The organism is Marinimicrobium alkaliphilum (genome assembly GCF_003259155.1).
Lineage (GTDB): Bacteria > Pseudomonadota > Gammaproteobacteria > Pseudomonadales > Cellvibrionaceae > Marinimicrobium_A > Marinimicrobium_A alkaliphilum.
In genome coordinates, this window is the sequence record NZ_QGMQ01000008.1 from 1 (window position 1) to 25,760 (window position 25,760).

General features: G+C 57.3%; 22 protein-coding genes and 1 pseudogene. 15 read left to right on the forward strand and 8 right to left on the reverse strand.

Annotation, left to right across the window (positions count from 1 at the left end; all coding sequences use genetic code 11):
* The 4 genes and pseudogenes from DKW72_RS13175 to DKW72_RS13190 form a co-directional block, all read left to right on the forward strand.
* The coding region (locus DKW72_RS13175; protein ID WP_198411353.1) for an RHS repeat domain-containing protein at window positions 1–1,275 on the forward strand (1,275 nt) is incomplete at its 5' end.
* Between the two features lie 57 nt (window positions 1,276–1,332).
* Window positions 1,333–1,701: a hypothetical protein gene (locus DKW72_RS13180; RefSeq protein ID WP_198411354.1), complete on the forward strand. Its 369-nt coding sequence runs from the start codon at window positions 1,333–1,335 to the stop codon at window positions 1,699–1,701.
* Window positions 1,702–2,462: 761 nt separating this feature from the next.
* Window positions 2,463–3,569, forward strand: a pseudogene (locus DKW72_RS16795) (RHS repeat-associated core domain-containing protein); the annotation flags it as partial.
* 53 nt (window positions 3,570–3,622) lie between these two features.
* Window positions 3,623–4,030: a hypothetical protein gene (locus tag DKW72_RS13190; RefSeq protein ID WP_111642851.1), complete on the forward strand. Its 408-nt coding sequence runs from the start codon at window positions 3,623–3,625 to the stop codon at window positions 4,028–4,030.
* A gap of 186 nt (window positions 4,031–4,216) precedes the next feature.
* On the opposite strand, the gene DKW72_RS13195 is transcribed toward DKW72_RS13190, so the two are convergent.
* Window positions 4,217–4,945 carry a 16S rRNA (uracil(1498)-N(3))-methyltransferase gene (locus DKW72_RS13195; RefSeq protein ID WP_111642852.1) on the reverse strand — a complete coding sequence of 243 codons (729 nt, stop codon included), beginning with the start codon at window positions 4,943–4,945 and terminating at the stop codon, window positions 4,217–4,219.
* Between the two features lie 118 nt (window positions 4,946–5,063).
* Between DKW72_RS13195 and DKW72_RS13200 the strand changes: the two genes are divergently transcribed.
* On the forward strand, window positions 5,064–6,077 hold the full coding sequence (locus tag DKW72_RS13200) for a metal-dependent hydrolase (protein ID WP_157960494.1): 1,014 nt from the start codon (window positions 5,064–5,066) through the stop codon (window positions 6,075–6,077).
* Here DKW72_RS13200 and DKW72_RS13205 read toward each other — a convergent pair.
* Window positions 6,067–6,945, reverse strand: coding sequence for a LysR substrate-binding domain-containing protein (locus tag DKW72_RS13205; protein WP_111642854.1), 879 nt, complete (start codon window positions 6,943–6,945; stop codon window positions 6,067–6,069). The genes DKW72_RS13200 and DKW72_RS13205 overlap by 11 nt on opposite strands.
* 118 nt (window positions 6,946–7,063) lie before the next feature.
* On the opposite strand from DKW72_RS13205, the gene DKW72_RS13210 reads away from it, so the two are divergent.
* The 3 genes from DKW72_RS13210 (at window position 7,064) to pelA (ending at window position 10,941) form a co-directional block, all read left to right on the forward strand.
* Complete coding sequence (locus tag DKW72_RS13210; RefSeq protein ID WP_111642990.1) at window positions 7,064–8,182, forward strand: S-(hydroxymethyl)glutathione dehydrogenase/class III alcohol dehydrogenase; 1,119 nt, start codon at window positions 7,064–7,066, stop codon at window positions 8,180–8,182.
* Window positions 8,183–8,193: 11 nt separating this feature from the next.
* On the forward strand, window positions 8,194–9,033 hold the full coding sequence (gene fghA / locus DKW72_RS13215) for an S-formylglutathione hydrolase (protein ID WP_111642855.1): 840 nt from the start codon (window positions 8,194–8,196) through the stop codon (window positions 9,031–9,033).
* Window positions 9,034–9,168: 135 nt separating this feature from the next.
* Entirely contained in the window at window positions 9,169–10,941 is a 1,773-nt protein-coding gene (gene pelA / locus DKW72_RS13220; RefSeq protein WP_198411355.1) for a pectate lyase, read from the forward strand.
* Here the strand turns inward: pelA and DKW72_RS13225 are convergent.
* Window positions 10,938–11,840 carry a DUF1853 family protein gene (locus tag DKW72_RS13225; protein ID WP_332835794.1) on the reverse strand — a complete coding sequence of 301 codons (903 nt, stop codon included), beginning with the start codon at window positions 11,838–11,840 and terminating at the stop codon, window positions 10,938–10,940. The two genes, pelA and DKW72_RS13225, sit on opposite strands and share 4 nt — an antisense overlap.
* Before the next feature lie 96 nt (window positions 11,841–11,936).
* Between DKW72_RS13225 and DKW72_RS13230 the strand changes: the two genes are divergently transcribed.
* Together DKW72_RS13230 and DKW72_RS13235 are read left to right on the forward strand one after the other, a co-directional pair.
* Window positions 11,937–12,821, forward strand: coding sequence for a helix-turn-helix domain-containing protein (locus DKW72_RS13230; protein WP_111642857.1), 885 nt, complete (start codon window positions 11,937–11,939; stop codon window positions 12,819–12,821).
* A 100-nt stretch (window positions 12,822–12,921) separates the two neighbouring features.
* A complete protein-coding gene (locus tag DKW72_RS13235) occupies window positions 12,922–14,460 on the forward strand; it encodes a tetratricopeptide repeat protein (RefSeq protein ID WP_111642858.1) in 1,539 nt (512 codons plus the stop codon).
* Here DKW72_RS13235 and DKW72_RS13240 read toward each other — a convergent pair.
* Window positions 14,457–16,226, reverse strand: a complete 1,770-nt coding sequence (locus tag DKW72_RS13240) for a rhamnogalacturonan acetylesterase (protein WP_111642859.1) — start codon at window positions 16,224–16,226, stop codon at window positions 14,457–14,459. The two genes, DKW72_RS13235 and DKW72_RS13240, sit on opposite strands and share 4 nt — an antisense overlap.
* Before the next feature lie 104 nt (window positions 16,227–16,330).
* A complete protein-coding gene (locus tag DKW72_RS13245; protein ID WP_111642860.1) occupies window positions 16,331–17,290 on the reverse strand; it encodes a cation transporter in 960 nt (319 codons plus the stop codon).
* 107 nt (window positions 17,291–17,397) lie between these two features.
* Between DKW72_RS13245 and DKW72_RS13250 the strand changes: the two genes are divergently transcribed.
* Both DKW72_RS13250 and DKW72_RS13255 read left to right on the forward strand, forming a co-directional pair.
* On the forward strand, window positions 17,398–18,279 hold the full coding sequence (locus tag DKW72_RS13250; protein WP_111642861.1) for a LysR family transcriptional regulator: 882 nt from the start codon (window positions 17,398–17,400) through the stop codon (window positions 18,277–18,279).
* Window positions 18,280–18,385: 106 nt separating this feature from the next.
* Complete coding sequence (locus DKW72_RS13255) at window positions 18,386–19,972, forward strand: fused MFS/spermidine synthase (RefSeq protein WP_198411356.1); 1,587 nt, start codon at window positions 18,386–18,388, stop codon at window positions 19,970–19,972.
* Window positions 19,973–19,981: 9 nt separating this feature from the next.
* Here the strand turns inward: DKW72_RS13255 and gloA are convergent, their stop codons facing one another.
* Entirely contained in the window at window positions 19,982–20,509 is a 528-nt protein-coding gene (gene gloA, locus DKW72_RS13260; RefSeq protein WP_111642862.1) for a lactoylglutathione lyase, read from the reverse strand.
* 211 nt (window positions 20,510–20,720) lie between these two features.
* Here gloA and DKW72_RS13265 point away from each other — a divergent pair, with 211 nt between their 5' ends.
* The 3 genes from DKW72_RS13265 (at window position 20,721) to DKW72_RS13275 (ending at window position 23,945) form a co-directional block, all read left to right on the forward strand.
* The gene (locus DKW72_RS13265) at window positions 20,721–21,584 is read left to right on the forward strand and encodes a hypothetical protein (RefSeq protein WP_111642863.1); all 864 of its coding nucleotides are present in this window, start codon (window positions 20,721–20,723) and stop codon (window positions 21,582–21,584) included.
* A 292-nt stretch (window positions 21,585–21,876) separates the two neighbouring features.
* The gene (locus DKW72_RS13270; protein WP_111642864.1) at window positions 21,877–23,625 is read left to right on the forward strand and encodes a beta-alanine-activating enzyme beta-propeller domain-containing protein; all 1,749 of its coding nucleotides are present in this window, start codon (window positions 21,877–21,879) and stop codon (window positions 23,623–23,625) included.
* 83 nt (window positions 23,626–23,708) lie between these two features.
* Entirely contained in the window at window positions 23,709–23,945 is a 237-nt protein-coding gene (locus DKW72_RS13275) for a DUF5062 family protein (protein WP_111642865.1), read from the forward strand.
* Window positions 23,946–23,975: 30 nt separating this feature from the next.
* Here DKW72_RS13275 and DKW72_RS13280 read toward each other — a convergent pair whose 3' ends face one another.
* On the reverse strand, window positions 23,976–24,896 hold the full coding sequence (locus DKW72_RS13280) for a sensor domain-containing diguanylate cyclase (protein ID WP_111642866.1): 921 nt from the start codon (window positions 24,894–24,896) through the stop codon (window positions 23,976–23,978).
* 8 nt (window positions 24,897–24,904) lie between these two features.
* Window positions 24,905–25,711, reverse strand: coding sequence for an alpha/beta fold hydrolase (locus DKW72_RS13285; protein WP_111642867.1), 807 nt, complete (start codon window positions 25,709–25,711; stop codon window positions 24,905–24,907).
* Window positions 25,712–25,760 lie beyond the last annotated feature (49 nt).

Below are 25,760 nucleotides of genomic sequence, written 5' to 3' on the forward strand. Positions count from 1 at the left end.
GACCGCCAGCGCTACAAGCGGATAGACCAGGGTACGGGTGGCACCACGACCACCCTGTACATCGGCAGTGTTGAAAAAATCCACTACCCGGACAATACTGTCCACTGGCGCCGACAGATCGGCGGCGTGGCCATTATCAAGGAAGAGCGCACCACGGGCGGTGGTTTGATCAACAGCGAAACCCACTACGTCATTCGCGACCACTTGGGCAGTACCTCGTTATTGACTGACCATACCGGTGCCGTGACCCAGGAGTTCTACTACGACCCCTGGGGCCAGCCGAGAAAGCCGGTCTTTGGCAGCGGCTCTTACTGGCCACAACCGGATCAACCCTTTCGGGTAGTGCTCAAGCCGGATACCACACGGGGCTACACGGATCATGAGCATTTGGATGAAGTAGGCCTGATTCATATGAACGGTCGGGTTTATGACCCCAAACTCGCCCGTTTCGTCCAGGCTGATCCGATTGTGCAGGACCCGAGCACCACCCGGAGCCTGAATCGGTACAGTTATGTGTGGAATAATCCGTTGAATGCGACGGATCCGAGTGGGTTTGTTTGCGATAGTGTGCATTCAGTCGAAGAGTGTGATCCTGGGGCTGAGAAAAGTACGAGGGAGCTCAGAGCGGAACGAAGAGAGGAGGAGAGGCGTGAGGCCAATGAGTCAAGATCTCGAGTACGTGTTGGAGGACCCGCAGGAGCATCGATGAACAGTACAGATAATGGTGCAGGGATTTCAGAAGAGATTGTTGTAAGAGTAAGGGTAGAAAGTAGAGAAGGTGCCCAAAGGGTCGTTAGGTATGAAAATACCGTTAGGTTCATGAGAGCCAGTGAGAGAGAGGTTAATTTGTATGATCACTTTAATCAGATTGACGGCTACTACGACTGGGTCTCTGATACAACTCCTTTGGAGTTTGCTGCTTGGCAGTCCTATGCGACCCAGGTAAGCATAGATATCAGTGATCCGAGCTCGTTGCAGTCGGCATTACATGATTTTTCCGGAGTTGTCGATGACTTTTCGCGGGACTATATGAATTTTGTCAGGAAAGAGTTTTTGGCTGATTATTATTCAGGGGGAGTTCAAGGGGCAGTTCATCAGTCCGTTATGCAGGCTGGGGCTCGCCTAGGCGGCGGTCGAGGTTTAGCTATTTTCACCGGATCAGCGGCGGCTAACGCCAAAAATAATTATCAAACTATCCAGGCTTCGCAGAGGCTTTTCCATGCTAATATTGAATCGCAAAAGATTCGTCTATTTGAACCTCAGGTTTTTAAGTAGATGATAAGGAAGATGATTTTCGTATTTGTTATTTCTTTTTTGGTGTATGGATACCATGTGCTGATAACTGGCAGTTATGTAGATGATGTATTAGCCGTTCATGATGCAAGCGCTGAGGCAAGGCGTCATTATGATACTGTGATGGCGGATTCCCTGAGTAGTGTCTCTTACGAAAGCTATTACGAATATTATGTGAACCTGGAAAACTATGTTAGTTATGTCTTTTCTATCGATATTGATATAGACACATTTAGTTGGGCGTGCGCGGTTCAGCAAGAAGCTGTAAATGTCTATTCATCGTTCCAAGGTAGAAGCGATCAATATACAAGCGAAAATGGCCAATTAATAAATGAAATGCATTATGGAGTTCTGATGAAATTGGAAAATAGTATAGGTGATTGCAAGAGGTGGAGGTCTGCATTGTGAAGTAATTCGCTCTTAAGTTAATTGATATGCTACATATTATTCAGAGCAGAGATTAGTGCTATGAGAACGGATACAATGAAAAGGAATATTGGAAAGAATATGTCGCCATTTTTACTCGTGTGATAATTATTTGGTTTTAGTTCATTAATGAAAATAAGTAATGAGTAGGTTAGACCTGGGAATAGGAATACGTGGTTGATGTACCGGCCGGTGCAGTTTGTTCATATCCAATAATTGATATTGGTAACTGTTAAAAGAGTGTGGAATATTAGAAACGATATTCCAAGAACTCTTATTGATGGATTTTTATCTGTATTCTCTAACGTCCCAGTCCAATATTGGAAGGCAAAGACAGAGAATCCGATTAGCGGAAAAATCCAGAGGTTTAAGAGTGGGTCGTTTATCACTATCGATGTCCGTACTGTGGAATTTTCAAAAATTGTATAAATCTAAGCTCCAAGAGCGCCCATTGCCTATTGAGTCGAAAATGTAGGGCAGGAGTCGAGGGTGACCATGGCGAAATAGTTGTCATCGCGTGCTTCGCAGATTTTTCAAGGGTTGTTAGTAGCCTGTGGGGATGTCGGGACTCCTCTGGAGCGAAGAACCTAAAGGGTTTCGATTAGTGTCGCGCCTGCCCGAATCTCCCGAGTAAGATTAATCTCACTCCCAGTCTGAATCAAGATCGAAGCACAAATCATCGACAAACTCAGAGCCTGGCTTGAGAAAAGCCTGCCTCAGGTGCCGCCGAATACGACCCCTGGGGCCAGCCGAGAAAGCCGGTCTTTGGCAGCGGCTCTTACTGGCCACAACCGGATCAACCCTTTCGGGTAGCGCTCAAGCCGGATACCACGCGGGGCTACACGGATCATGAGCATTTGGATGAAGTAGGCCTGATTCATATGAACGGTCGGGTTTATGACCCCAAACTCGCCCGTTTCATCCAGGCCGACCCGATTGTGCAGGACCGGAGCACCACCCGGAGCCTGAACCGTTACAGTTATGTGTGGAATAACCCACTCAATGCGACGGATCCGAGTGGGTATACCGCGGAGAGTGCGGACGGTAGCAGCAGATCTCCTCGCCGGAACTTTCACGAAACGCGTCCAGCGGACGTTTCCGCGGCAATGATGAGCCCGAGGATGGAGCTCTCAATTGACGGGGCCTCGATAAATTCGTTGAGTGATATGCCAGCGATGGCTCAAACGGCGCATGCGCAGTTCCAGCAAAGCTTCGGTGGGCAGATGGAGATCTATAATGACTTAGTGGACAATTACAATACGTTGATTGGGCGAAGCTACGGTGAGCATATTGGAGATGAGGACACACGGGTAGTCGGCATTCCTCCTGCTCGGCGGTTGAATGGCAACTCTAGGTCTTCTTCGAGTAATAGGCAGGCGGACCGGGTAAACGCCAGAAACCACTTTTCCTGGTGGGAAAGAACGTGGAGCTATGCTGAGTTTAGTGATTACGGTATCGGATATTCTGATTTAAATGAAGCGCTAAATGTAGCAACCCAGACAGTTTTAGAAACTAGAGCGTGTTTCGATAAAAATAGTACTGGATACGGAAATGCTGCTAGTCAGGTGGGGCGACCCATTGGAGTTTACGTATATCATCGAAGCGGGTACTACTGGGTCGGGCGGAGTGTAAATTCCACGGTCGCTGCTGGTGGTTGTGGTTCTTGTCTGGCGTTTAGCGGTTCGAATGTCAGGACAATGCCTCGTAATGTTCATACATTAGTGGCGGTGACTTCAGGCCCAAAAAGGATTCCTGAGGACTCTTACTGGTCGAATATAGGAAGTGTCCTTCCTGGCGGTGCAATAGTATACAGGCCAGCAGATCCTCCGGTTAGGTACCGTTACCCGTAGTGAGAATACTGTTTTGGGTTTTACCGTCAAAGGTTTAGAATTTGGAGGGGTGTATGAGGCTATCAAATAAATTCGTTTTAATTTTCCTTATGATGTTATTTTTTCCCGGCTGTGATTTTTCCAGAACTACTGATAATTTTGTGGAGAGTTTCGAAGATCTTATTGAAAATCAAGAAAGCTTTGAAGGGAAAGTAATAAAAGTAGAGGGTTTTCTAAGGAGAGATTATAAAGTTGAAGACATGTCATTGGTCGGCTATACATTATATTCGGATGCCTCCTCAGTCGACGTGAATAGTCGCATTGGCATCGTATTTAAAGAGGGTATAGATGAAACTGTATTGCGGGATTACGTGGGATCGAAGGTCGTTGTATCTGGATACGTGGTAAGCCGTAAACCTATACCTCCACTCCTGACAAATTCTGAAATAATTGGTTTTTTAGAGTCGGGCGAAGATTCTTAATTTTTTGGATTAAGCTCTGAGGCTCAGCATGATCCCTACCAAAAAAGACTAGAACCTCGACTTGACCGTGTAAATTCTCGATCCAGGATAAACCCCTCGAGTGGGGTGCGCGGGTAATCTGGAGCAGCGCTAGGAGCTTTTTTTGGCTCGGCCTTCACCATGCGCAACCTGGAAGAGAATTTCTGGCTAGCCCCAATCCCCCCACAGATACTGCGCCAGGCTGATGGCAGCCACGGGCGCGGTTTCTGTGCGCAGTACCCGCGGGCCGAGGGTCAGGGCCGAAAACTGCGCGGCGCGCGCCGCGTCTATCTCCCCATCACTCAATCCGCCTTCGGGGCCGATCAATAGGGTGACTGCGCCTGGCCGGGCGTCGGCGGGCAGGCTGCGACTGTCCCGGTGGTGCAGGACAAAACGCAAGTCGCCCTGGGCGTCGGGCAGCCAGTCACCGATTTTGCGCGGCTGTGCCAGTGCCGGCAGCCGGCTGCGCTGACACTGCTCGCAGGCGCTGATGATGACCTGTTGCCAATGGGCCTGTTTTTTGTCGGCGCGCTCGGCGCTCAATTTGACCTCGGTGCGTTCGGTCATCAACGGCTGAATATGGGTGACACCGAGTTCTGTTGCCTTCTGAATCACCCAATCCATGCGCTCCCCGCGCGATACCCCGATCGCCAGCTCCAGGGTCAGGGGCGACTCCCGGTTGTCAGGGACAAAGCTGTCCAGGCGCACCTCCGCGGTTTTCTTGCCAATCTCGGTCAGTACCCCCTGATACTCACCACCGGCCCCGTTGAACACCACCAGCTCACGCCCGGGCTGCATGCGCAGCACCCGGCTCAGGTAGTGTGCGCTGGCGGGCTCCAGGGCCAGATGCTGGCCAACCTGCAAAGGGTGAGGGGTATGGATTCGCGGTATGCGCATTGGGGCTTCCTTGGGCGGACGTGAAAACGCGATTGTAGTAAAGTGTGCCTCCGGGCGACAGCCCGGACACATCGAATCCTTGTCAGTCTGCCACTGTACCGAGCACGGAACCGCGATCATGGATCTAGTCACTCACGGCTTGTTGGGCGCCGTTACCGCCCAGAGTGCCAGCCGCCCCGATGAACAGCGCGCGGCAATGGGCGTGGGTTTTTTTGCCGCCCTGTTGGCGGACCTGGATGTGTTTATCCGCAGCAGCACCGACCCGCTGCTGGTGCTGGAGTATCACCGCCAGTTCAGTCACTCGTTGATTTTTATTCCCGTGGGCGCGCTCATTGCCTCACTCATTGCCTGGCCCTTTGTACGTCGACAGCTGGCACCTTTGCGCCTTTATCTGTTCGCCTTCCTCGCGTATGCCAGCGCCGGGCTGCTCGATGCCTGCACCAGCTATGGCGTACACCTCTTTTGGCCGCTTGTTGATAACCCGGTTGCGCTGAGTCTGATTGCCGTGGTCGATCCGGTGTTCAGCCTGATTCTGCTAAGTGCATTGATGCTCGCCTTTTTCAGGCGCGACAAGCGCTGGGGCATTGGCGGGTTGGTGCTCGCGCTGGGCTATCTCAGTCTGGCGGGCGTGCAACACTATCGGGCCTTGCAGATCACTGAGCAACTGGCTCAGGAGCGGGGCGTGAGTGCTGAGCGCCTATTGGTCAAACCTACCATGGCGAATCTGGTGCTGTGGCGTGCCATGACCGATACCGGCGAGGAAGTGTATTTAGACGCCGTACGTGTCGGACTCGGGAGTTACCGCGTGTACGAGGGTAGTGTGACGGTGTTGATTGATCCGGACCACTGGGGAAATCTGCCCGAGGACTCCCGCGCCTACCGCGACCTCCAGCGCTTCCATCGTTACGCGCACCAGTGGCTCGCGGCAGCGCCGGACCAGCCTCATTACATCGGCGATATCCGCTATGCCATGTTGCCCACCAGCGATATGCCGCTGTGGGGCATCGTCCTCAACCCGGATGATCCCGACGGCCCTATCGATTTTATGACGCGCCGGGATATGTCCCCCGAGATGCGTGAGCGCTGGCTCGACATGCTTCGAGGGCGGGATGTCCCCGCGGCTAGGCCATGACGGGTAACCGCTCCGCCAGAAATTCGATCAACAGTCGTACTTTGGACGACAGGTGGCGGTTGGTGGGGTAGAGCGCCCAGATCCCTTCACTCATGGGGGGATATTGAGTCAGCAGTGGCACCAGCTCGCCCTGTTCAATCGGGCGGCCGACATAGTAATCCGGCAGTTGCACCAGGCCGATGCCCTTGAGTGCGGCATCCACCAGTGCCGGACCGGAGTTACAACGCAGGCTGCCTTTGACCCGGATGGTGCGGGTCTTACCCTTCTCCATAAAGCGCCAGTAATCCAGTGTACCCAGCAGGCAGTTGTGCTGATCCAGCTCCGAGAGCGTGTGCGGCTGGCCGTGACGGGCCAGGTAAGCGGGCGCGGCGCACACGTACTGTGCCCGGCTGGAGAGTTTGCGGGCTACCAGGCGTGAATCTTCGAGTACGCCCAGCCGAATCGCCAAGTCCAGCCCCTCGTCAATCAAATCGAGTTTCTGATTGTTCAGTTTGAGCTCAATGTTCAGCGCCGGATGCTGTTGCGCGAATTCGTTCACCAGCGGTGCGATATAGCGCTCGCCGTAGGACAGGGGCGCAGTCAGGCGCAACTGGCCCACGGGCTGGGTGTGCAGCCGGCTCACGGCGCGCTCGGCTTCCTCCAGGTTCTCCAGCACCTGCCGGCAGTGGCGATGGTAGATCCGGCCCTCCTCTGTGAGTGAAACCCGGCGCGTGGTGCGCTGCAACAGCTTGGCGTCCAGGCGCGCTTCCAGGGTGCTTACCCGGCGGCTGACATTGGCGACCGAGGTGCCCAGGCGCCGCGCCGCCTCGGTAAAACTCCCGGCGTCGGCGACCGCCGCGAATTCGTTGATGCCTTCCCAGTTTGCCATCGGCTGCGCCCTATTGTTACAAAATCGTAAAGATGTATTGTCTAGTAGTGTAATTATTATCGGTATGGAAATAAATATAATGTCGGGCGACGTTGAATGTGCCTATCTGGAGAACATTATGATCAAGTCCAAAGCCGCTGTGGCCTGGGGTCCCGGCCAACCGCTGACTATCGAAGAGGTGGATGTAATGCCGCCCAAGGCCGGTGAAGTGCTGGTGCGTATTGTCGCCACCGGCGTGTGCCACACCGATGCCTTTACCCTGTCCGGAGAGGACCCGGAGGGCAATTGGCCCGCGATTCTGGGGCACGAGGGCGGCGGCATTGTCGAAGCTGTGGGCGAGGGCGTCACCAGCGTCGCCGTGGGAGACCATGTGATTCCGCTCTATACACCGGAATGCGGCGAGTGCAAGTTCTGCACCTCGGGTAAAACCAACCTGTGCCAGAAGATCCGCGCCACGCAAGGCAAGGGCCTGATGCCCGATGGCACCACCCGGTTTTACAAAGACGGTCAGCCCATCTATCACTATATGGGCTGTTCCACCTTTTCCGAATACACGGTACTGCCGGAAATCTCCCTGGCCAAAGTCAATCCCGACGCCGACCTCAAGGAAGTGTGTCTGCTGGGGTGTGGCGTCACCACCGGCATGGGTGCGGTCATGAACACCGCGAAAGTCGAAGAGGGTGCAACCGTGGCGATTTTCGGCCTGGGAGGCATCGGCCTGTCGGCGATCATCGGTGCCACTATGGCCAAGGCGGGGCGAATCATTGCCATCGATATCAACGAGCGCAAATTCGGGTTGGCCCGGGAGCTGGGCGCCACTGACTGCATCAATCCCAAGGATTACGACAAACCGATTCAGGAGGTGATTGTCGAGCTGACCGATGGCGGCGTGGACTACTCCTTTGAGTGCATCGGCAACGTCAATGTCATGCGCTCGGCACTTGAGTGCTGTCACAAGGGCTGGGGCGAGTCGGTGATTATCGGCGTTGCCGGCGCGGGGCAGGAAATCAGCACCCGGCCGTTTCAATTGGTTACCGGCCGGGTCTGGCGCGGCAGCGCCTTCGGTGGCGTCAAAGGGCGGTCGGAGTTGCCGGGCATCGTCGAGCAATACCTGCGGGGCGACTTCAAGCTGGATGACTTTATCACCCACACCATGGGCCTGGAGGACATCAACGAGGCCTTTGAGTTGATGCACAAAGGTGAAAGCATTCGCAGCGTGATTCATTTTACCCCCTGAGGAGGTGCACCATGTCCGCTGAAAACATCAGCAGCAACAAGAGCTTTGGCGGCTGGCACAAGCAGTACAGCCATCACTCGGAGGTGCTCAACTGCACCATGCGTTTTGCCGTCTATCTGCCGCCGCAAGCGGCGACGGGCGCCAAGGTGCCGGTTCTCTATTGGCTGTCGGGCCTGACCTGTACCGACGAAAACTTCATGCAGAAAGCCGGCGCCCAGCGCATTGCCGCCGAGCTGGGCATCGCACTGGTAGCCCCGGATACCAGTCCGCGCGGCGAGGGCGTGCCCGACGATCCGGAGGGGGCCTACGACCTGGGCCTGGGTGCGGGGTTTTATGTCAACGCTACCCAGGCGCCCTGGAATCGCCACTACCGCATGTACGACTATGTGGTGGAGGAGTTGCCTGCGCTGGTGGAGAGCCTGTTTCCGGTGTCCGGCAAACGCGCCATCAGCGGCCACTCCATGGGCGGCCACGGCGCGCTGGTCGCCGCGCTGCGCAATCCCGACCGTTACACGTCGGTGTCTGCGTTCAGCCCCATCAGCAACCCGAGCAACTGCCCTTGGGGGCAGAAGGCCCTGGCTGCTTACCTGGGCGACGATCGCACGGCCTGGCGGGATTATGACGCCAGCGAGTTGCTGGCTCGGGCCAAGCAGGCGCCGCCGATGCGTGTCGATCAGGGTGACGCCGACAATTTTTTACCGGAGCAGCTCAAGCCGGAGGCACTCAGTGCGGCCGCGGAAAAAGCCGGTCTCCCGCTGGAGTTGCATATGCAGCCGGGGTATGACCACAGCTATTACTTTATTGCCAGTTTTATCGAGGCGCACCTGCGCTTTCATGCACAGTATCTGTAGATTTTTTGCCGTGATGGCGCAATCAATAGGGTAAAAGTAGGTAAATTGCCTAGAATCTGAGCATATTGTGAAATAGGGTTGAGAAGGACGGATAAGAGACCTAATAACTCAATCAACCCTATTTCAAGGTGCAACATGTTAATCAAAAGAATAAGTCTGGCGCTGGTAGCGGCCAGCCTCGTAGCCTGTGGGAGCAGTTCAGATAGCGACCCGGCCGATGACGACTCCCAGGATTCCTCACAATCATCCAGTAGCAGCTCACCACCGACTGGCTTCACGGGCCTGCCGTTGATCGAAGACTTCGACCATGTGGTCGATGCTGAAGGGTTTTTCAGCGAAGGCTACAAAGCCCTGGTCAGCAGCAATGACCCCCTCTACTACTCGTTGAGTGGCACCCCGGTTTTCGCCGATGGGCAAATTACTTTGCCGGGCGCACGTTTCAGCATCGGCAACACGCAGCCGGACGTTCAAACCACGGCTACCGATACCGAGGTGCACGGCGAATTCGACCTGACGCGCCCTTACCGCGTGTCTTTTTGCATTCTCGATGCCGAAGTGACGGGCGACAATCACAGCTTGATGGTGTATGTGGATAACAACACCACCAGTGCTGGGGAGTCGATCCACGGCGGTGGCAGTCGATTGATCAGCATACCGGTCGATACCCTCGAAATCGGCCGTCGTGTCTTCGCGGTGAGCGACACCCTGGGCACCGAAAATTCGTTTATCCAAATACGTACCGAGAGCGGCGCTACGGTCACCTTTGATGACCTGTGGATCGGCTATCAGGACGAGTCTGACAGTGAGCCGGGTCTGGGCAGCTGCGGCGACCACGACGATGATGGTCTGTTGTTACCGCAAACCAATAACCCCGCCGCAGGCCAACTGAATCGCTATCGGAGCTGGTTGAGCTCGAGTGGTTCTGACGAAGATCGTCTGGAAGCCGATAAAACCCGTGCCGACAATATGATCACCTGGCAGATGGATCACGGTGGTTTTGATAAGCACAACGTCAGCGTCTACGACGAACCCTGGGACGGTACCAGCTCCCGTTCGGGCTGGACCGGCGCCGGGGGTACCGAGTTGGGTACCATCGATAACGATGCGACCATCACCCATTTGATGTTCCTCGCCGATGTGTATCAGCGCACCGGTGACGAAAAATACCGCGAGGCCGCGCAAGCTGCCCTTGGGTTTATGGTGCGCATGCAGTACGAATCCGGTGGCTGGCCGCAGGTCTACCCCGAGCGTCCTGGCAGCTATTCGAACGAGGTGACTTTCAACGACAACGCCATGACGCAGGTGCTGATTTTGTTCGATCACATTGAACGTCAGGTGGCGCCGCTGGATGGTGACTTGTTTACGGAACCTCAGATCGAAGTGGTCAGCGAAGCCATTGAGAAGGGCATCGACTATATTCTCAACGCGCAGATCGAACAGGACGGCGTAAAAACGGTGTGGGGTCAGCAGCATGATCCGGTGACCTATGAGCCGACCATGGGGCGTGACTATGAGTGGCCGTCGAAAACTGCGAACGAGTCAGTCCTTGTTGTTGGTTTTCTGATGAGTCGCCCGCAAACCCCGGAAATCGAAGCGGCGGTGAAGGCCGCATTGGCCTGGTATCGCGACCCCGAGGTTCAGGTGGCGGATACCGCCTATGTCAATCGCCCCTCCGGCAGCGACGATGACAGCTACAATCCGATTCGGGAGCAGCCGGGCAGCACCATGTGGTATCGCTTCTATGATGTTGACCAGAATGTCGGCTTCTTCAGCGGCCGGCAGCCTCCCGGCGGTGAAGGCAAGCAGTACGACATTATGGATATCGAGCCGGAGCGCCGTTATGGCTATCAGTGGGGCGGCAGCTACGGCAACCGTATCCTGCCTTATGCCGACAGTGTAGGTTACTAACCTCCGGGCCAGTGATCTGGCACCACAAACACCCGCCGCTGTTCATACCAGCGGCGGGTGTTTGCGTTTAGGGCCAGCTGCGCCAGGAGTTTGGGCGGCGCGCCGTCGCGCACGGCAGCCACGGCATTGTTCGCCGTGGTGTGTAAAGGTCTATGCGCCTGTACCCAAGGCCCGAGCCAGTGGGGCTTGTGTAGTTGTACCCAGTCGCCCTTGAGCTCGAGGTCTCGGGCGTATACCCAGTGGCCGCGCTCGTGTCCGGGATCCGCTTGGGTCGGGGATGGCACTGACGTGTGCTCGGGATAGAACAGGTAGCCGGGCATAAAGGTCCGCACGGCAAGCGGTTCATTCAGCCCGAGCTTGTGAAGCACGGCACGGGTTTCAGGGCGTTCGCCCATGGTGCATTGATGGTCCAGCAAGCGCGCGGTTTTAAGGTCCAGTCGGTCCCGGCTGTTGGGGCCATACCAGCGCACAGCCTGCGTGTTGTCGGTGAACCCGAGGTAATACTTCACGGCGATTTCGTGGTGCTCAAGGCCGCCGGAATGGGGGTTGCGGAAGATGAAGTCCAGTTCACCCAGGGTTTGGTTGTTGCCAGGGATTTGCAGATTTTTGGCCAGCAACTCCCAGCCCAGTAACTCGGTCATCAGGCAGGCGTACAACTGCTCGAAGTAAACCCCCAGGCGCTTGGGAAAAGGCTCGTGTAGGGCCGAGGGCGCGAACGCAGGGGTTTTGTCCCACGCGCGCAGAATCTCATAGGCATCGCTGCGCAGCGCACCCGCAACATCAAAGGCGGTTTCACCGCACCACAATTGCGGTGCCGTGCACATCCACGCCAGGTGGCGAACCGGTGCGCACTGGAACAGCGTCGCCCGGGTTGGAGAATTGTGTGCAGAGCTGGACAGGTGGACCCCTCCGTTTTCGACTAGACTCTAGTAATACGTCAGCAATCTTGTCGCGTCAAATCCGTCCGATCACAACAAGCGCGTCACGGGGGAGTGATGGCTACAGCGGTGTCCAGTATTTGTCAGTTGGTGCCGGGCATGTCCAGCGCCGACAGCCACCAGGGGCAGCTCAGTGTACCCGGCCTGGCCCTGCAGATGCTCGAAACGACCGGTGCGCCCGGCGAGGTGCCGGTGCCACCTTTGCCTCAGTTGGTGTTGAGTCAGGCCCTTGGCCACGCCTTTCGCTATCAATGTGACCTGGGTGCGGGTCGCTTCTCGGGTCAGGGGCTGCCGATGGATTTTGTGGTGGTATGCCCCAATAGGTCCACCTGGTGCCGAATTGACGACCCACACTCCCTGCGTTTTCTCGGGATCCCCTTACCCTTGGCTCGGCGCTTCCTGGCACGCGACACGGGCGATCCGCTGGACTTTGGGGTCTTGCATACCCGTCACAACCGGGATCCTTATATCGCCCACACCCTGGAGGCCTTGTGGCAGGAGCTGGCCCTTGGCGATCAGGCGTCGGCACTGTTTGCGGAAACGGCGGTGGCGAGCCTGGTTATCCGCCTGCAGCGGCTGTCGGGCCAGGTCGAACACCCGATGCTTACGCGCGGGGGGCTTGCCGCCTGGCAGTCTGATCGGGTCATCAGCTATATGCGTGAGCACCTTGATCGGCCCGTCTCCCTCTCCGAGTTGGCCGCCCTGGTTGATCTTTCCCCGTGGCACTTTGCCCGGGCCTTTCGCGAGAGTCACGGGCAGCCGCCGCATCGCTTCTTTGTTCAGTTGCGCCTGGAGAAAGCGCGCGAGCTCTTGGCGCACAGCCGGCTGCCGGTCACGGATATTGCCTTGCGCACAGGCTACTCGTCCCAACATCTGGCGCGCCACTTTCGTCATTGCTGGGGCTGTACGCCCAGCGATTATCGGCGCCAGCGTCAGCACTGAGCCAGGCGCAAATTCGGTTCATTTTCCACAAGATTGGGCACGCAGCCCCTGGCCGCTGTCTCTACACTGAGCGGTGTCGCACGACTCAGGGAGGCACACCATGCGTATCCGATACCCGTTTTTGCTGCTTTTACTGCTCTTTCCTTTGGCGTTTGGGGCTGCTGGCAGCCCTGACCAACACGGCCATGACCACCCGGTACCATCGGGCGAGGCGTTGGGTGCGGTCAACTTTCAACCGGCTTGTGCTGCCGAGGCGGCAGCGGAGTTTGACCGGGCTCTGGCCCTGAAACACCACATGATGTACCAGCAGGCGCGCTCGCGCTTTCGCGCACTCACCGAGCAGGCCCCCGGCTGCGCCATGGCCCACTGGGGTGTGGCTGCCACCTATTTTCAACCTTTGTGGCCCTCGCGTCCGGATGCGGAGGTTTTGGCCGAAGGGCGCGCCGCCATCGCCCAGGCCCGACGGGCGGGCACCGACGTAGCGCGGGAAACGGCTCTGATTGACGCGGTGGACGCCTTTTTTCAGACGGACGCGTCAAGTTACCGGGAGCGTATCGTCGCCTGGGCCGAGGGTATGGCCGAAGCCTATGCTCAACACCCGAAGGATCTGGACATTGCGGCACTCTATGGGCTCTCCCGCCTGGCGTTGGCGATGGGGGCCGATGGCGAGACCCGGCATGCACTGCACGATGAGGGCGAAGCGGTGTTGAGGGCGGTATGGGAATCCGAGCGCACCCACCCGGGGGCTATTCACTACAGCATCCACGCCACCGATGTGGACGGCCGGGCCGAGAATGCCATCGATATGGTGGCGGTGTATGGCGATATTGCACCTCGTGTTCCCCACGCCCTGCACATGCCTTCGCACATTTATGTGCGCCTCGGGGCATGGGATGAGGTCATCGAATGGAACCGGCGTTCCGCGGATGCCGCCAAGGGGCACGCTGTCAATGGCGCTGTCTCTTTCCACTACATTCACGCGCTCGACTATCTGGTGTACGGCTACCTGCAGCAAAACGCGGTCGAGCAGGCGCAGGCGGCGTGGGCGGAAGCCAAGGCGGTCGAGCGTCATCAGCCGGTCTTTGTCTCGGCATTTCACGTGGCCGCCATGCCCGCGCGCATTGCGGTGGAGCAGCGGGACTGGGCGGCGGCGCGAACACTGCCGGTGCGTGAGCCGGATTACCTGCCCTGGGAGGACAGCCACTGGCCCGAGGGTCTGAGCTGGTATGCCCGAGGCCTGGGCGCGGTGCACGAGGGCGACCTGACGGAGGCGCGACGGGCTGAGCAGCGATTGGAGTCGCTGCGCGATGCCGCTGTGAGGGCGGGAGAAGAGCAGTTTTCGACCTACCTGGAGGTGGATCGGCAGATCCTGTCCGGCTGGATAGCGCATGCCGACGGCGACCCGGATGGGGCCATTGCCCTGATGCACGCTGCTGCTGAGCTGGAAGCTACCGTAGAGAAGAGCCCGGTAAGTCCGGGTGCGCTCTATCCACCTTACGAGGCTCTGGGTGACCTGTTGTTAGCGTTAGAGCGCCCGGACGAAGCCCTGAGCGCTTATCAATCCGGTGAAGCCATCTGGCCCGGCCGGCGAAATACGCAGCGCGGCATGGCCGAGGCTCGGGCGCTGGCCGTTAATTAGTCTTCGGCGAGCCCGGAGATCTGCACATCGTACACGGCCAGGAACTTGCCGTCGTTGTCGGCCGCATTCCAGGTGTAGATACGCAGGTAGAGACTGGCGTTCGCGGACAGTTGCTCAATCACCTGAAACTCCACCTTGGTCATGGTGTTGGCGGTGAAGAACAATGGATCCTCGTTGAGCTTGATCGGGTTGGAGAAATCGCTGGTTAACGAATACTCCATATCAGCACGCACGGTCGAGCCGCCGCTGCTGGTCAGGTAGGCGGAGATGGTATCGATAGCGAAGCTACCGTTGGCTGCGCTGGCCTCGAACAGCAGGTACTCGTCGGCCGGGCGTCCGGTGTGGTTGTTCGCCACATAGCGGGCGATGGTTTTGTCGGTGGTAAGGTCGCTGCCTTCCTCCTGAATGGAGAAAACTCTGTTGCTGTGCTTGACCAGGTTGACGGCAACGGCGTCGGTCGCATTGACCGGACCGTCGGTTTCCGGTGCCAGGCTATCGGGGTCGGTAAACCAGCTGACATGGGATGCCAGGCCGGTACCCGCGCCAACGCCTTCACCCATCAGGGCGACGCTGGCGACCTGTTCACCCAAGAGGCTGAGGATCAGCGTCTCGGAGTAGACCTTTTCTTCCTCTGGGTTAAACGACACATTCACCGTGTGCATGAAGTCGCCGTTCTGGTAGTCGATGCTCAGCTCGGATTGCCAGTCTTGCTGGTCGTGGGAAACCTGAAACCCCTCCGGTGCCGTGACGATGACACTGCCGGAGGCCGGATCCAGATCGAACGCGGAAACAGTCAGGGTGCGATTGGTGGACGTGCCGGTATAGCGCTTGACCCAATCGATCTCGGTGGGGCTGGTAATGACCGAACTGACCTCTACGGTATAGTCTGCCAGGACATTCAGGGCACTCAGGCCGCCGACCGCACGCTTGGCAATCAGGGTCGCAAAAAGCTCGGTGGGGTGAGTGCTGTCGGCTGCGATATACAGGTATTCGGTGGCCGCGGTGTTCCCATAACTCTCGACGATGATCCGGGTTTCCTCGGTCACGTCGACCAGGGGGACGTCATAGGTTTCTGCCACGGCTTTCATCGCAGCGGTGTAGCTGCCACGGGGAAAGGTTTCGCCTGAGTTGATACTGGTCAGGTTATGCTGCCCGGTTTCGTTGATGCTGGTGCCACTGAAGTACTTGCGCACCATCGGCGTCATCAGGATGGGGGTTGCACCCTGTTCGCGGGCCTCCATGACGTATTTTTTCAGGAACTGGTAATAGGAGTGCTCGGTGTCAGCGCAACCTTCACCGTCGGTGCTGCCATCGCTGCAGAACGCATAGGTGCCGAATTCGTCGTAGTCACCGCCGCGCTTCTGGTCATTGTGCCCAAACTGGATAATGACATAGTCGCCTTCCGCGAGGGCGGCTTTGGTGGCGGGCCAACGTCCGGTCTCATAGTAGAAACTGCGCGAGCTGCGCCCGCCCCGAGCCCAGTTCACCACGGTGACGTCATCGTTGTAGAACATGTGAACCATTTCGCCCCAGCCCGCCTGGGGGCGGCGATCCGGGTACTCGGTCATCGTGGAGTCACCAATCATGTGAATGGTGACGGGGTCGAGTGCGGCTGCGCTGCTGGAACTGGCATCGGAGCTGGAGCTGACGTCTGAACTGGAGCTACCGCTGGTGTCTTGGTCTGTTGTTTCGGTATTGGAGCTGCCACACGCGGTGAGCAGTACGCCCAACAGGATGGACGCTGCCAAATGTGCAAAGGTTTTCATGGTCTCTCGATCTCTCTGGGGTGAAAAATTACTATTTATAATATTTATGTTAAACCCTGGTAACCAGGGCAACCTGTCAATGATACGATTACTGATTGACTGGGTCAATTCACCGACTTGAGCAGATATTCACTGACTATAGGTTCAGCCGCGTTGGGCAGCGGCCGATGCGGCGCTGTTGCGTTCGATACCGGTCCGTCAGTCACCGGGTTAAAGAACAGTACCGGGCGCCAGGGGCAGTCCGCCAGTGCCCGGTACAGGCGTCGGCGCAGGCCATTGTAATCAGCGTGGCGTTCCGCGCTGATGTCCACGTCCAGTATCAGGTAGGGGCCGAGTTTGATCACGCGTGTGTATTCCCGCCCCAGGCCGGCGACCTGCAGTGCGTTGCGGGCAATGTGCTCTACCTTCGGGTCCGGGGCGGCCATCACCAGCTCGCGCACGGCGCCGCGTACCATGCGTACCGGCACCGATAAAAAATAGCCGGACACCGCGAGCACCAGGAGCGGATCCACATACACGGCCCATTCGGCCCAGGCGCTGCGTTCCATCAGCCAGGCCCCGGCAAAGCCCAGTGCCACGACCCCGCTCAGCAAGGTGTCCATCTGCCATTGACTGCGCTCCGCACTCATCAGGTCAGACTCGCCGATTGGGTCACGCAGCCGCAGGTAGGCCCACACCGCCGCACACGCCACCAGGCTCAGCAGTGCAAAGCCCAGCGCCAGGTCGGCACTGACCAGTCGTCCGCCGGAGAGCAGGGATTGCAGTGCTGCCAACGCCGAGACGATGCACACCAGCGCAATGGCGAGTCCTTTGATGGCGATAACGAGGGGCTGAATGGCCGCCTGGCCGAACGGAAAGCGCCGGCTGGCCGGTTGATACACCGCTTGGGCGGCGTAAACGGAGAGGAGTGACAGGCACAGGCTGATCAGCGAGTAGGCACCGTCAAACAGAATCATCAGCGAGCCGATCCACAAACCCCAGATCAGGCCAAAAAAGGCAAACAAGCCCGCTATCAGCGCTGACAGTTTCAGCGCCGTTTTTTCCCTCGAATAAGCCGAGGACATAACCACCTCCAATAAGTATTGAAGCCACTATAACGGAGGTATAGGCTAAGTGGTGAGTCACTCATCGACGGAAAATGCGTCGCTGAAAACCTTTCTGAGGTCCTGCTATGCGCCTGCCACAAGTCGAAGCCTTTCTCGCGATCGTTGAAGAGGGCGGTATCGCCGCCGCATCGCGCCGTCTGCGCATGAGCCGCACGACGCTCAGTACCGCCCTGGCGGCACTCGAAGATGAGTTGGGGGTGGTGCTGTTTGAGCGCAGCGGCAATCAACTGACGTTGACCCCCATCGGTACTGCGCTGGTGACCGACAGTCGCCGCCTGGTGCAGATCGGTCACCAGATTCACGCCCGCTGCCAACAGCACCTGAAGGGTGCCGAGTCCGCATTGCGGATTGCTCGGGACGACAGCTTGCCCGAGGCCCAGTGGCGCAGTCTGCTCAAACGCCTGAAGGCGGAATTCCCTCAAACCAGCCTGTCGATCTACCTGGCGCCACCGCGCGAGCTGGAAGAACTGGTGAGCGAGCAGATTGTCGATGTGGCCTACGGGTTGATGCCGGAAATTCTGAGCGAGGGCTATCACACGCTGCGGGACCTGGCCGATGTGCGCATGATGACCGTGGCCGCCCCCGATCACCCGCTGGCGCAGTTGGAGCGGGTGACCCAGGACGATCTGGTTCTCCATCAGGAAATCACCCTCGCCTATATCAAGGACGGCTCGCTTGTGGCGGAGTCACCGGAGACCGCCAACTACCTGGCCTTTACGCAATATGAGTTGATTCGCGATGCCGTGATTGAGGGCATTGGCTGGGCCGATCTGCCATTTCCGATGATTGCCGAGGCGCTGCGCGCCAACAAACTGAAGGTGATCCGTCATCACAACGCCCAATGGTGGAAGGTGTTTACGGCCCTGGAGTCCGAACAGGCCCAGGGTGGCGCGGTGGTGACCTGGCTGGCGCGGGAGCTGAAGGCCTTTCTGGCGCCGCTGACTTAGGCGCCAAAGTGTGACGCTGTGATCCGTGTCTAGGACTTGTTAGGTTAACGCCACTAGGCTCGGGGGGGTTGTCGCCGTCATACCTCACCCCAATAAGGATAAGCCCATGACCCGCGTGCAAGCCCCTTCCGGCGCCAGTGCTGCCCAGCACCCGCCGCTGACCCGCGCCGATCGCTGTCTGTTTTACGTGACCGCTTCCATCACGGGTGCCACGGTTATGATGATTGAGCTTTTGGGCACCCGCATCATCGGGCCATACTACGGTGTCAGCATGATTGTCTGGTCGTCGCTGCTGTCCACCGCACTGCTGGCGTTGGCCATCGGATATCTGGTGGGTGGCCGTCTGGCGGATACCGCGCCCTGGCTGCGCCTCTCCCATATCCTGCTGGCCACCGGGGTGTTGATCGGCATCATCCCTCTCATCAGCCAGCCGGTGCAGCTCACCACCAATGCCCTTGGGCTGCGTTGGGGGGCCCTCAGCAGTGCCTTTGTTCTGTTTACCCCCTGCTTGATCATGCTGGGAATGGTGGGGCCTTACGTTATCAAAATGGCCACCAGTGGGCTCGAACGGCTGGGGCGGACCGCCGGTACCGTCTATGCCATCAGTACCCTTGGCAGCGTCGCCGGCACCCTCCTGCTCGGCTTCTATCTGCTGCCGTTGTTCGGTACCCAGCGTATCGTCGTCACCCTCAGCGTGCTCATGTTCGTGATGGCGTTTATCCTGGCGCTGTACGAGAACCGGCGCCTGCGCGCTGGCAACTCCCTCCCCCTGTGGGGGGCGACCACCGCTGGCCTGGCGGCTTTCGTGCTGGTGGGGGTGGCCGGTTACATGGGCCAGCGAGAAACCCCAGGCTCCGTGGTGGTGTTTGAGGCGGAAAGCCCCTATGCCTGGGTGCGGGTGGTGGACCAGCCCGAGCGGGGCATCCGTTGGTTGATGTCCGGCGGCTCCACTATTGGTGCGGAGCACCTGGCCTCAGGCCAGGGGGTCTTGGGGTATCAGGCGGTGGTGGGGCAGCTGCCACTGTTCAACAGGCTAGGGCGCGACGCGTTGCTGGTGGGGCTGGGCAGCGGCCATCTGGTCAACACCTATGCCCAGAGCGGCATTGCCACCGATGCCATGGAAATTGACCCGGTAGTCGCGCAACTGGCGAGTGAGTACTTCAGCTTTGTGCCCACGGGCGATGTGATTGTCGGGGACGCCCGCTACCAGATTCAACAGATGAGCAAGCAGTATGACTTTATTGTTCACGATTGCTTTACCGGGGGCGCCGAGCCTATTCACCTGCTGAGCCTGGAGATGTTTCAAAAGCTCAAAGCGCGTCTCAAGCCCGGCGGCATTCTCGCGCTCAACTTCGTCGGGCTGACGGCCGAGGGGGAGCAGGAGCCGGTGGAGGCGGTCGCGAAGACTCTGGATCAAGTGTTCCCCCATCGGCGTACCTTTGTCTCGGCGCCCGATGCAGAATTCAATGACTATGTCTTTTTTGTCTCGAATGAGCCCCTGGTGTTGACCCGGAGCCCCGACCAGCGTGCGCAGGTGACCTGGCTGGAACGGTTGGAAGTCGACGTTCGGGGTGAAAGCGATTTTATCATCACCGATGATTACAACCCGCTCGAGACCCTGCATATTGCCAAGGCGGAATACTACCGTGACATGTTGGTCGAGCGGGTTGGTGAGTCGCTGCTCTTTTATTGAGTTCGCTGTTCAATCAGCCATGCGGGTGGCCTGGACAATCTCTATCCAGTAGCCATCCGGGTCCTTGATAAAGGCGATATGCTTCATCTTGCCGTCTTCCGGTCGCTTGACATACTGAACGTCGTTGGCATCAAACCAGGCCACGGCTTTTTCCAGGTTGGGCACCGCAAAACAGATGTGACCAAAGCCCTGGGGTTCCTTGTTGCCATCGTGGTAGGCGAAGTCGGCGTCGTCTTCGGTACCCCAGTTGTGGGTCAGCTCCAGGATCCCGCGTTGGCTGAACGTCCAGCGGGCGCGTTCGGCCTGGTCTTCGGGTATGGTTTCGTCGTTATCCGGCTTGGCCAGAAAGTACAATGAAAATTTCATCTCTTCAAAGTCCAGTCGCCGCAGCACACGCATGCCCAGTACGTGGGAATAAAACGCCAGCGAGCGCTCGGGGTCTTTCACCCGCAGCATGGTGTGATTGAAGCGAAAACCTTGGGTCTCTGCCGGCGCCTCTTGCGCGACACCTGGGTAGTTCTCAGTGTTGAAGCTCATGCTTACCTCCGGTTGTAAAATTCTGGGTGTCAAAATTTGGATCAGTCTGGTCTTCGGTAAAGGTCGAGTATAGGTATTCGTCAGTAGTTCGCCGCCTGCTTTTGGTCGGGTTTACTTGCGAAACCCTGTGTGACAATATGCGCCAACATCATCGCTGGCCGTTAAGGCTGCCAAGCTGTCCGTTATCCTCAATGACTTATCCTATAACATTATGACGAAAATCATCGAGCCCACCAGCAGTCTTTACGAAGTTATCGACCAGAATGTTCACCGCTATTCCACCACCAGTGTTTCGGGGGGCGGCAGCGATATGCATGGCAACATTCAAAACATTCAGTCGTCTGTGACTCGTCACAGTGAACAGGAGCTTTGGGTCAAGAACGTCGATAGCGGCAAGGAGCGAAAGCTGGAGTTTAACAGTTTCAACGTCGACGCTCGCCCCGGGCACAAGCTCCTGCTTATCTGGGATGCCGCGCGCGACAATCTAGAGCGTGTCATTAATCTGGATACGGAGATCAAGTATCACGCGGGCGGCGCTTACAATGACTGGGATACGAATCACCATTTCCTGCGCAGCAAAGTGGGGCGTGTACTCAATGCGGTATTTATCAGCGCCTGTCTTCTGATTCCTTTTCTGGGATGGTTTATCGGTGTTCTACTGGGGCTGGGATCAATACTGTCCGGCAGCCTCTATGGTCACCGTTCGCTGTACCGGGCGGGCATAAACCGCCTGCATGCTGCGTTCGGTATTCTGATTATTGCAGCCCATATGATGGTTACATTTCCAGACCTCTGGTATTCGATCGTCGTGGGTAGTGGACTGTGGTGGATCGACTATGGGCTGAACGGGTTTATGATCCTGGGCCACCAGATTCACATGCAGGTAGCGGAGTTCATGGGCTACACCTCCTCCTGGATTCGCTGGGGCTCACTCACGGCGGGTTTGTACACTTATCTGGTGGTTGTGACCTGGTGGGTCAATCGCGTCAACGGCAAACGGATTCTCTCGGGCAGCGCGGCTATCGATGCACATTCCAAAGACGTGAAGAGTACCCATCCGGCGCTACAACACTAAAAGCCTCCTTTTATGCGCGGCGACCGTTTGAGTTGCCGTGCGCCTCGCCAAACCTTTCTGCGTAGTGCATTTGCAGGATAGCAAGTCGTTGCGTGATCCTTATGACCGATATTTTTCCGCCATTTTTGTGAGGCGCGTCATATTTTCCGGTGTGACAGGAGCGTTGTTAGGGATTTGTAAGGTTGTGTTAGTAGGATGATTCGAGCCTGCTTGAACGGCAGGAACGAACTGCGTCAACCATGCCAGATGCTTGTTGATGTATGCGAGAGATAGAACAAAAGGGAGCCTTGCTATGACAATTTTTATCACGCTACTCAAACAATTCATACGTACCGGCCGCACGATTTTACTACTCCTGGCCGCAATGGTTTTAATCGGCTGCGGCTCTGGCTCTGATGGTACAGCCGGAGCCGACGGGACAGATGGAGCCGATGGTACGGACGGAGCAGACGGTGAGCCAGCGGGCCCGATCATATCGGCGGTTTCCACCATCGGTGCGCCAGTGTATCCCAATGGGCAGGTGCAGCTATTCGCGTCGGCGACGAGTGCGGAAGGTTTACCTCTTAGCTACAGTTGGAGTTTGCCGGACGGTTGGACAGCTGATGATACTGAAAACGACGTGCTAGTGCTGACTGCTCCGGATGAGCAGGCCGTGCAGGGCCGCGTAGAATTGGAAGTCAGCGATGGTGTTCGCACGCGCTCGGCGTATGTTCAACTGGCAACGCAAGGGCCGACCATTGAGGACTGGTCCTTGGCGCTGTCCGGCGATGAGCCGCTCGAAAACGGAGAAACCCTGGAAGTGTCAGTTAACGCTTACAGCTACGACGGTGCGCCTTTGGCGTATAGCCATTCGATCGGCGGCTTACCTGTCGAGCGCACGGGTGCCGACTGGAACTGGACGCCTGTATTGGCCATGGGTGGCCGCTATCAAGTAGAAACGGTAGTTGAGGGCGGAGCCGGGCTTACCAGTCGCGCGGGTTCAGAGGTGGCTATGAAGAGTGCGTCGGTTTGGCCCGGTCTGGGTGGAGACCGCCAGCGCACCGGTCGTAGTCAGAGTCCGGGTGCTCATGGTGCGGTGGGGAATATGATCTGGCGGTTTGAGACTTCAGGCGATGTGCGCTCGTCGCCGGCGATTGACGCAGAGGGGAATATCTATTTTGGCTCCTTCGATAACCATGTGTATGCGCTGAATCCTGATGGCACCGAGCGCTGGTCATTTGAAACAGGGGGGGATGTGTTCTCTTCTCCCACCCTGTCACCCGACGGTACGCTCTACGTAGGGACGAACCACAGTTATGTCTATGCGATTAATCCCGACGGTAGCGAGCGTTGGTCGTTTGACACGGACGGCGTCGTATCATCTTCTCCAATGCTGGCGATTGATGGCACCGTCTATATTGCGTCATGGGACAATCATCTTTACGCATTCGACGCCGATGGCAGCGAGAAGTGGTCGTTCGATACGGGTGCGGGGGACTCCGTGATCAGTTCACCGGCACTAAGCGTCGACGGTACTATTCACATTACGACAAACGAAGGCTATATCTTTGCGATTGATCCGGACGGTGAAGAGCGTTGGTCATTGGACATCGGAGGGGGGCTTTTTTCTTCGCTTGCGTTGGGCGACGACGGAATGATTTATGTCGGCTCAATAGACAACCATATCTATGCCATCAGTGCCTATGGTGAAGAATACTGGTCGTTTGAGACAGGAGGTGACGTGCATTTTTCTCCGGCCGTTGCAAGAGACGGTACCATCTATGTCGGTTCAAGTGATAATCACCTCTATGCGATTAATCCTGACGGCAGCCAGAAGTGGTCGTTTGAAACGGGTGGAGACGTCACTGGTGCGCCCGTCCTGGGTTCCGATGGCACTATCTATTTTGGATCAACCGATAATCATGTTTATGCTCTCGACTCTAACGGAACCGAACTTTGGTCGTTTGAAACTGGGGGCAGCGTGGTAGGGTCTCCCGCTTTGGGTTCGGATGGTACTGTGTATATCGGTTCGATGGACAACTATCTGTATGCCATTCGGTAGTTACCTCCGGCGGCACTTGCATTGTGTGACGGTTCCTGATGAACTGGAGACAGAATGATCCCGGCATCTCAGGAACCACCACAATGAAGAAACTGAAAGACGAAAAAGAAATGGCCAGAAAGGCGTTGACCATGGGCATGGCCTACGCCGAAAAGCGGGGCGCCGCGGTGTTTGAACCCACCGACTCAGCGGCTGAGCGGTATTTGTTTATCTATCGGTTGTTCGTGAAAGACGGCATTATTCAGCCGCTGCCCGAAGATCAGGTCTCACAAAAGTCGATTCAGCACAAGCTGGCCATCTGGGCCTCCAAACAGTCGTAGCGAGCGGAGCGCTCATGTACTCGTGAAACATCAAGGTCGGGCCACCAACGTTCGGTTGCGCCCGGTCGTTTTTGCCTCGTACATCGCGCGATCGGCCAATTCGAACAGCGTTTCATAGGTATTAACGCCATGTTCCAGCTGTTCCGAAGACACGACCCCGATGCTGATGGTGAGCGGCTGTCCGCCCACCTGTATGGTGCCGACCAGTTTGTGCAATCGACGGGCGAACAACAGGGCTTCGGATTCGCTGGTGTCCGGCAGCACAAAGGAAAATTCCTCGCCACCGTAACGGCCAACCACGTCTGACTCCCGCGCGTGATCCCGCAACACACTGGCCAGACGTTTCAGGATCTCGTCACCGGCCAGATGTCCCTCTGTATCATTCACCTGCTTGAACCTGTCAATATCAAGGACGACGACGGAGACCGGGCTTTTGCTGCGCCGTGCCTGAGCGAGTAATTGTTCCGCCCGACGTTTCAGTTGTCGGCGGTTGACCAGACCGGTCAGCTCGTCCGTAACGGACAGCTGATAGAGCTTCTCGCTGTGTGCTTCCAATTGTCGGCGGGCCAGGATAAGCTCCTGATCCAATTGATTGCGGCGTGTGGCGTTGAATAGACTCCAGCAGATATGTCCCGCTTGCGTGTTGCTAAGGGCCGCATTGGCAATCACAGGGATTACCCGGTCTCCGGCGCCGCGGACGTCCAGCATGACTTCGTGACACTCGCCTTCGTGCAGCAGCAAAGGGAGCAAGTAGGTATCGAGCATGATGGTTGAGGCTGGCGTAAACAGATCCGTCAGCGAGCACCCGACCAGTGTCTCTCGGGCTACGCCGAGCAGCTTTTCCGCATAGGCGTTGGCATACAGCAACTCCCGGCCACCCTCTTGGTTTGGACCGGCTGTTACCAGGCAGGCGCAGGGGAAGTGATCCGGTCCCCAGTTCTGTTGCGACATAACAAGTCCTACCGTGACAGGAAGGCAAGCACTTCGGCGCTCACCTTCTCCGGATAAGTCATGTGAAAACAATGACCTTCTGTATTCAGGTTTACCAGCTTGCTCCCGGGCATGTGCTGGTGCATATACTCACCCACTGACGGATTGGCCAGCACATCGGACTGCCCTTGCAACAGAAGGGTTGGGTGGCGAGTCTCGGGCAGAATGTGGCGATAGTCGGAAAAGAAGGTGGCGTTCGCAAAGGTTTTGGCGACCAGCGGGTCGGTTGAGCAGAAACTCCCTGAAAGCTCACCGGTCAGCTCATCCGGGGCGTTCTGGCCCATGGCCATGGGTGCCAAATAGTTCGCCCAGCCGATATAGTTCTTGTCCATCAGGTCGAGCAACTGCTCGAGATCCTCCCGCGAAAAACCGCCCCGGTAATCCGGCGGCATGTTCAGGTAGCAGGGGGACGGGCCGAGCAACACCAGGTCACGGAATCGATTCGGTTGTCTCTGGGCGGCCAGCAGGCCCACCATGCCACTGACTGAGTGGCCTACAAAACTGACATCCTGAAGATCAAAGGCCTCGCAGATATCCAGTACGTCCTGGGCATAGCCTTCCAGCCGGCTGTAGCGATCAACACTGAAGGCGCTCAGCCAGGAGTGGCCGCTTCCGACATAATCAAACAACAGTATCCGATAGGATGCGCTGAGCGCGGGTATCATAAACCGCCACACGTTCTGGTCGCAACCGAAGCCGTGTGCCAGCATAAGCACCCGTTCGCCGTCGCCGATCAACCGCACATTGTTACGATCGGCAATACCCTTCTGATCCATACTGCATTCTCCGTGGCTCCGTGGCCTTGCTGGACGGTACGCACCCTGA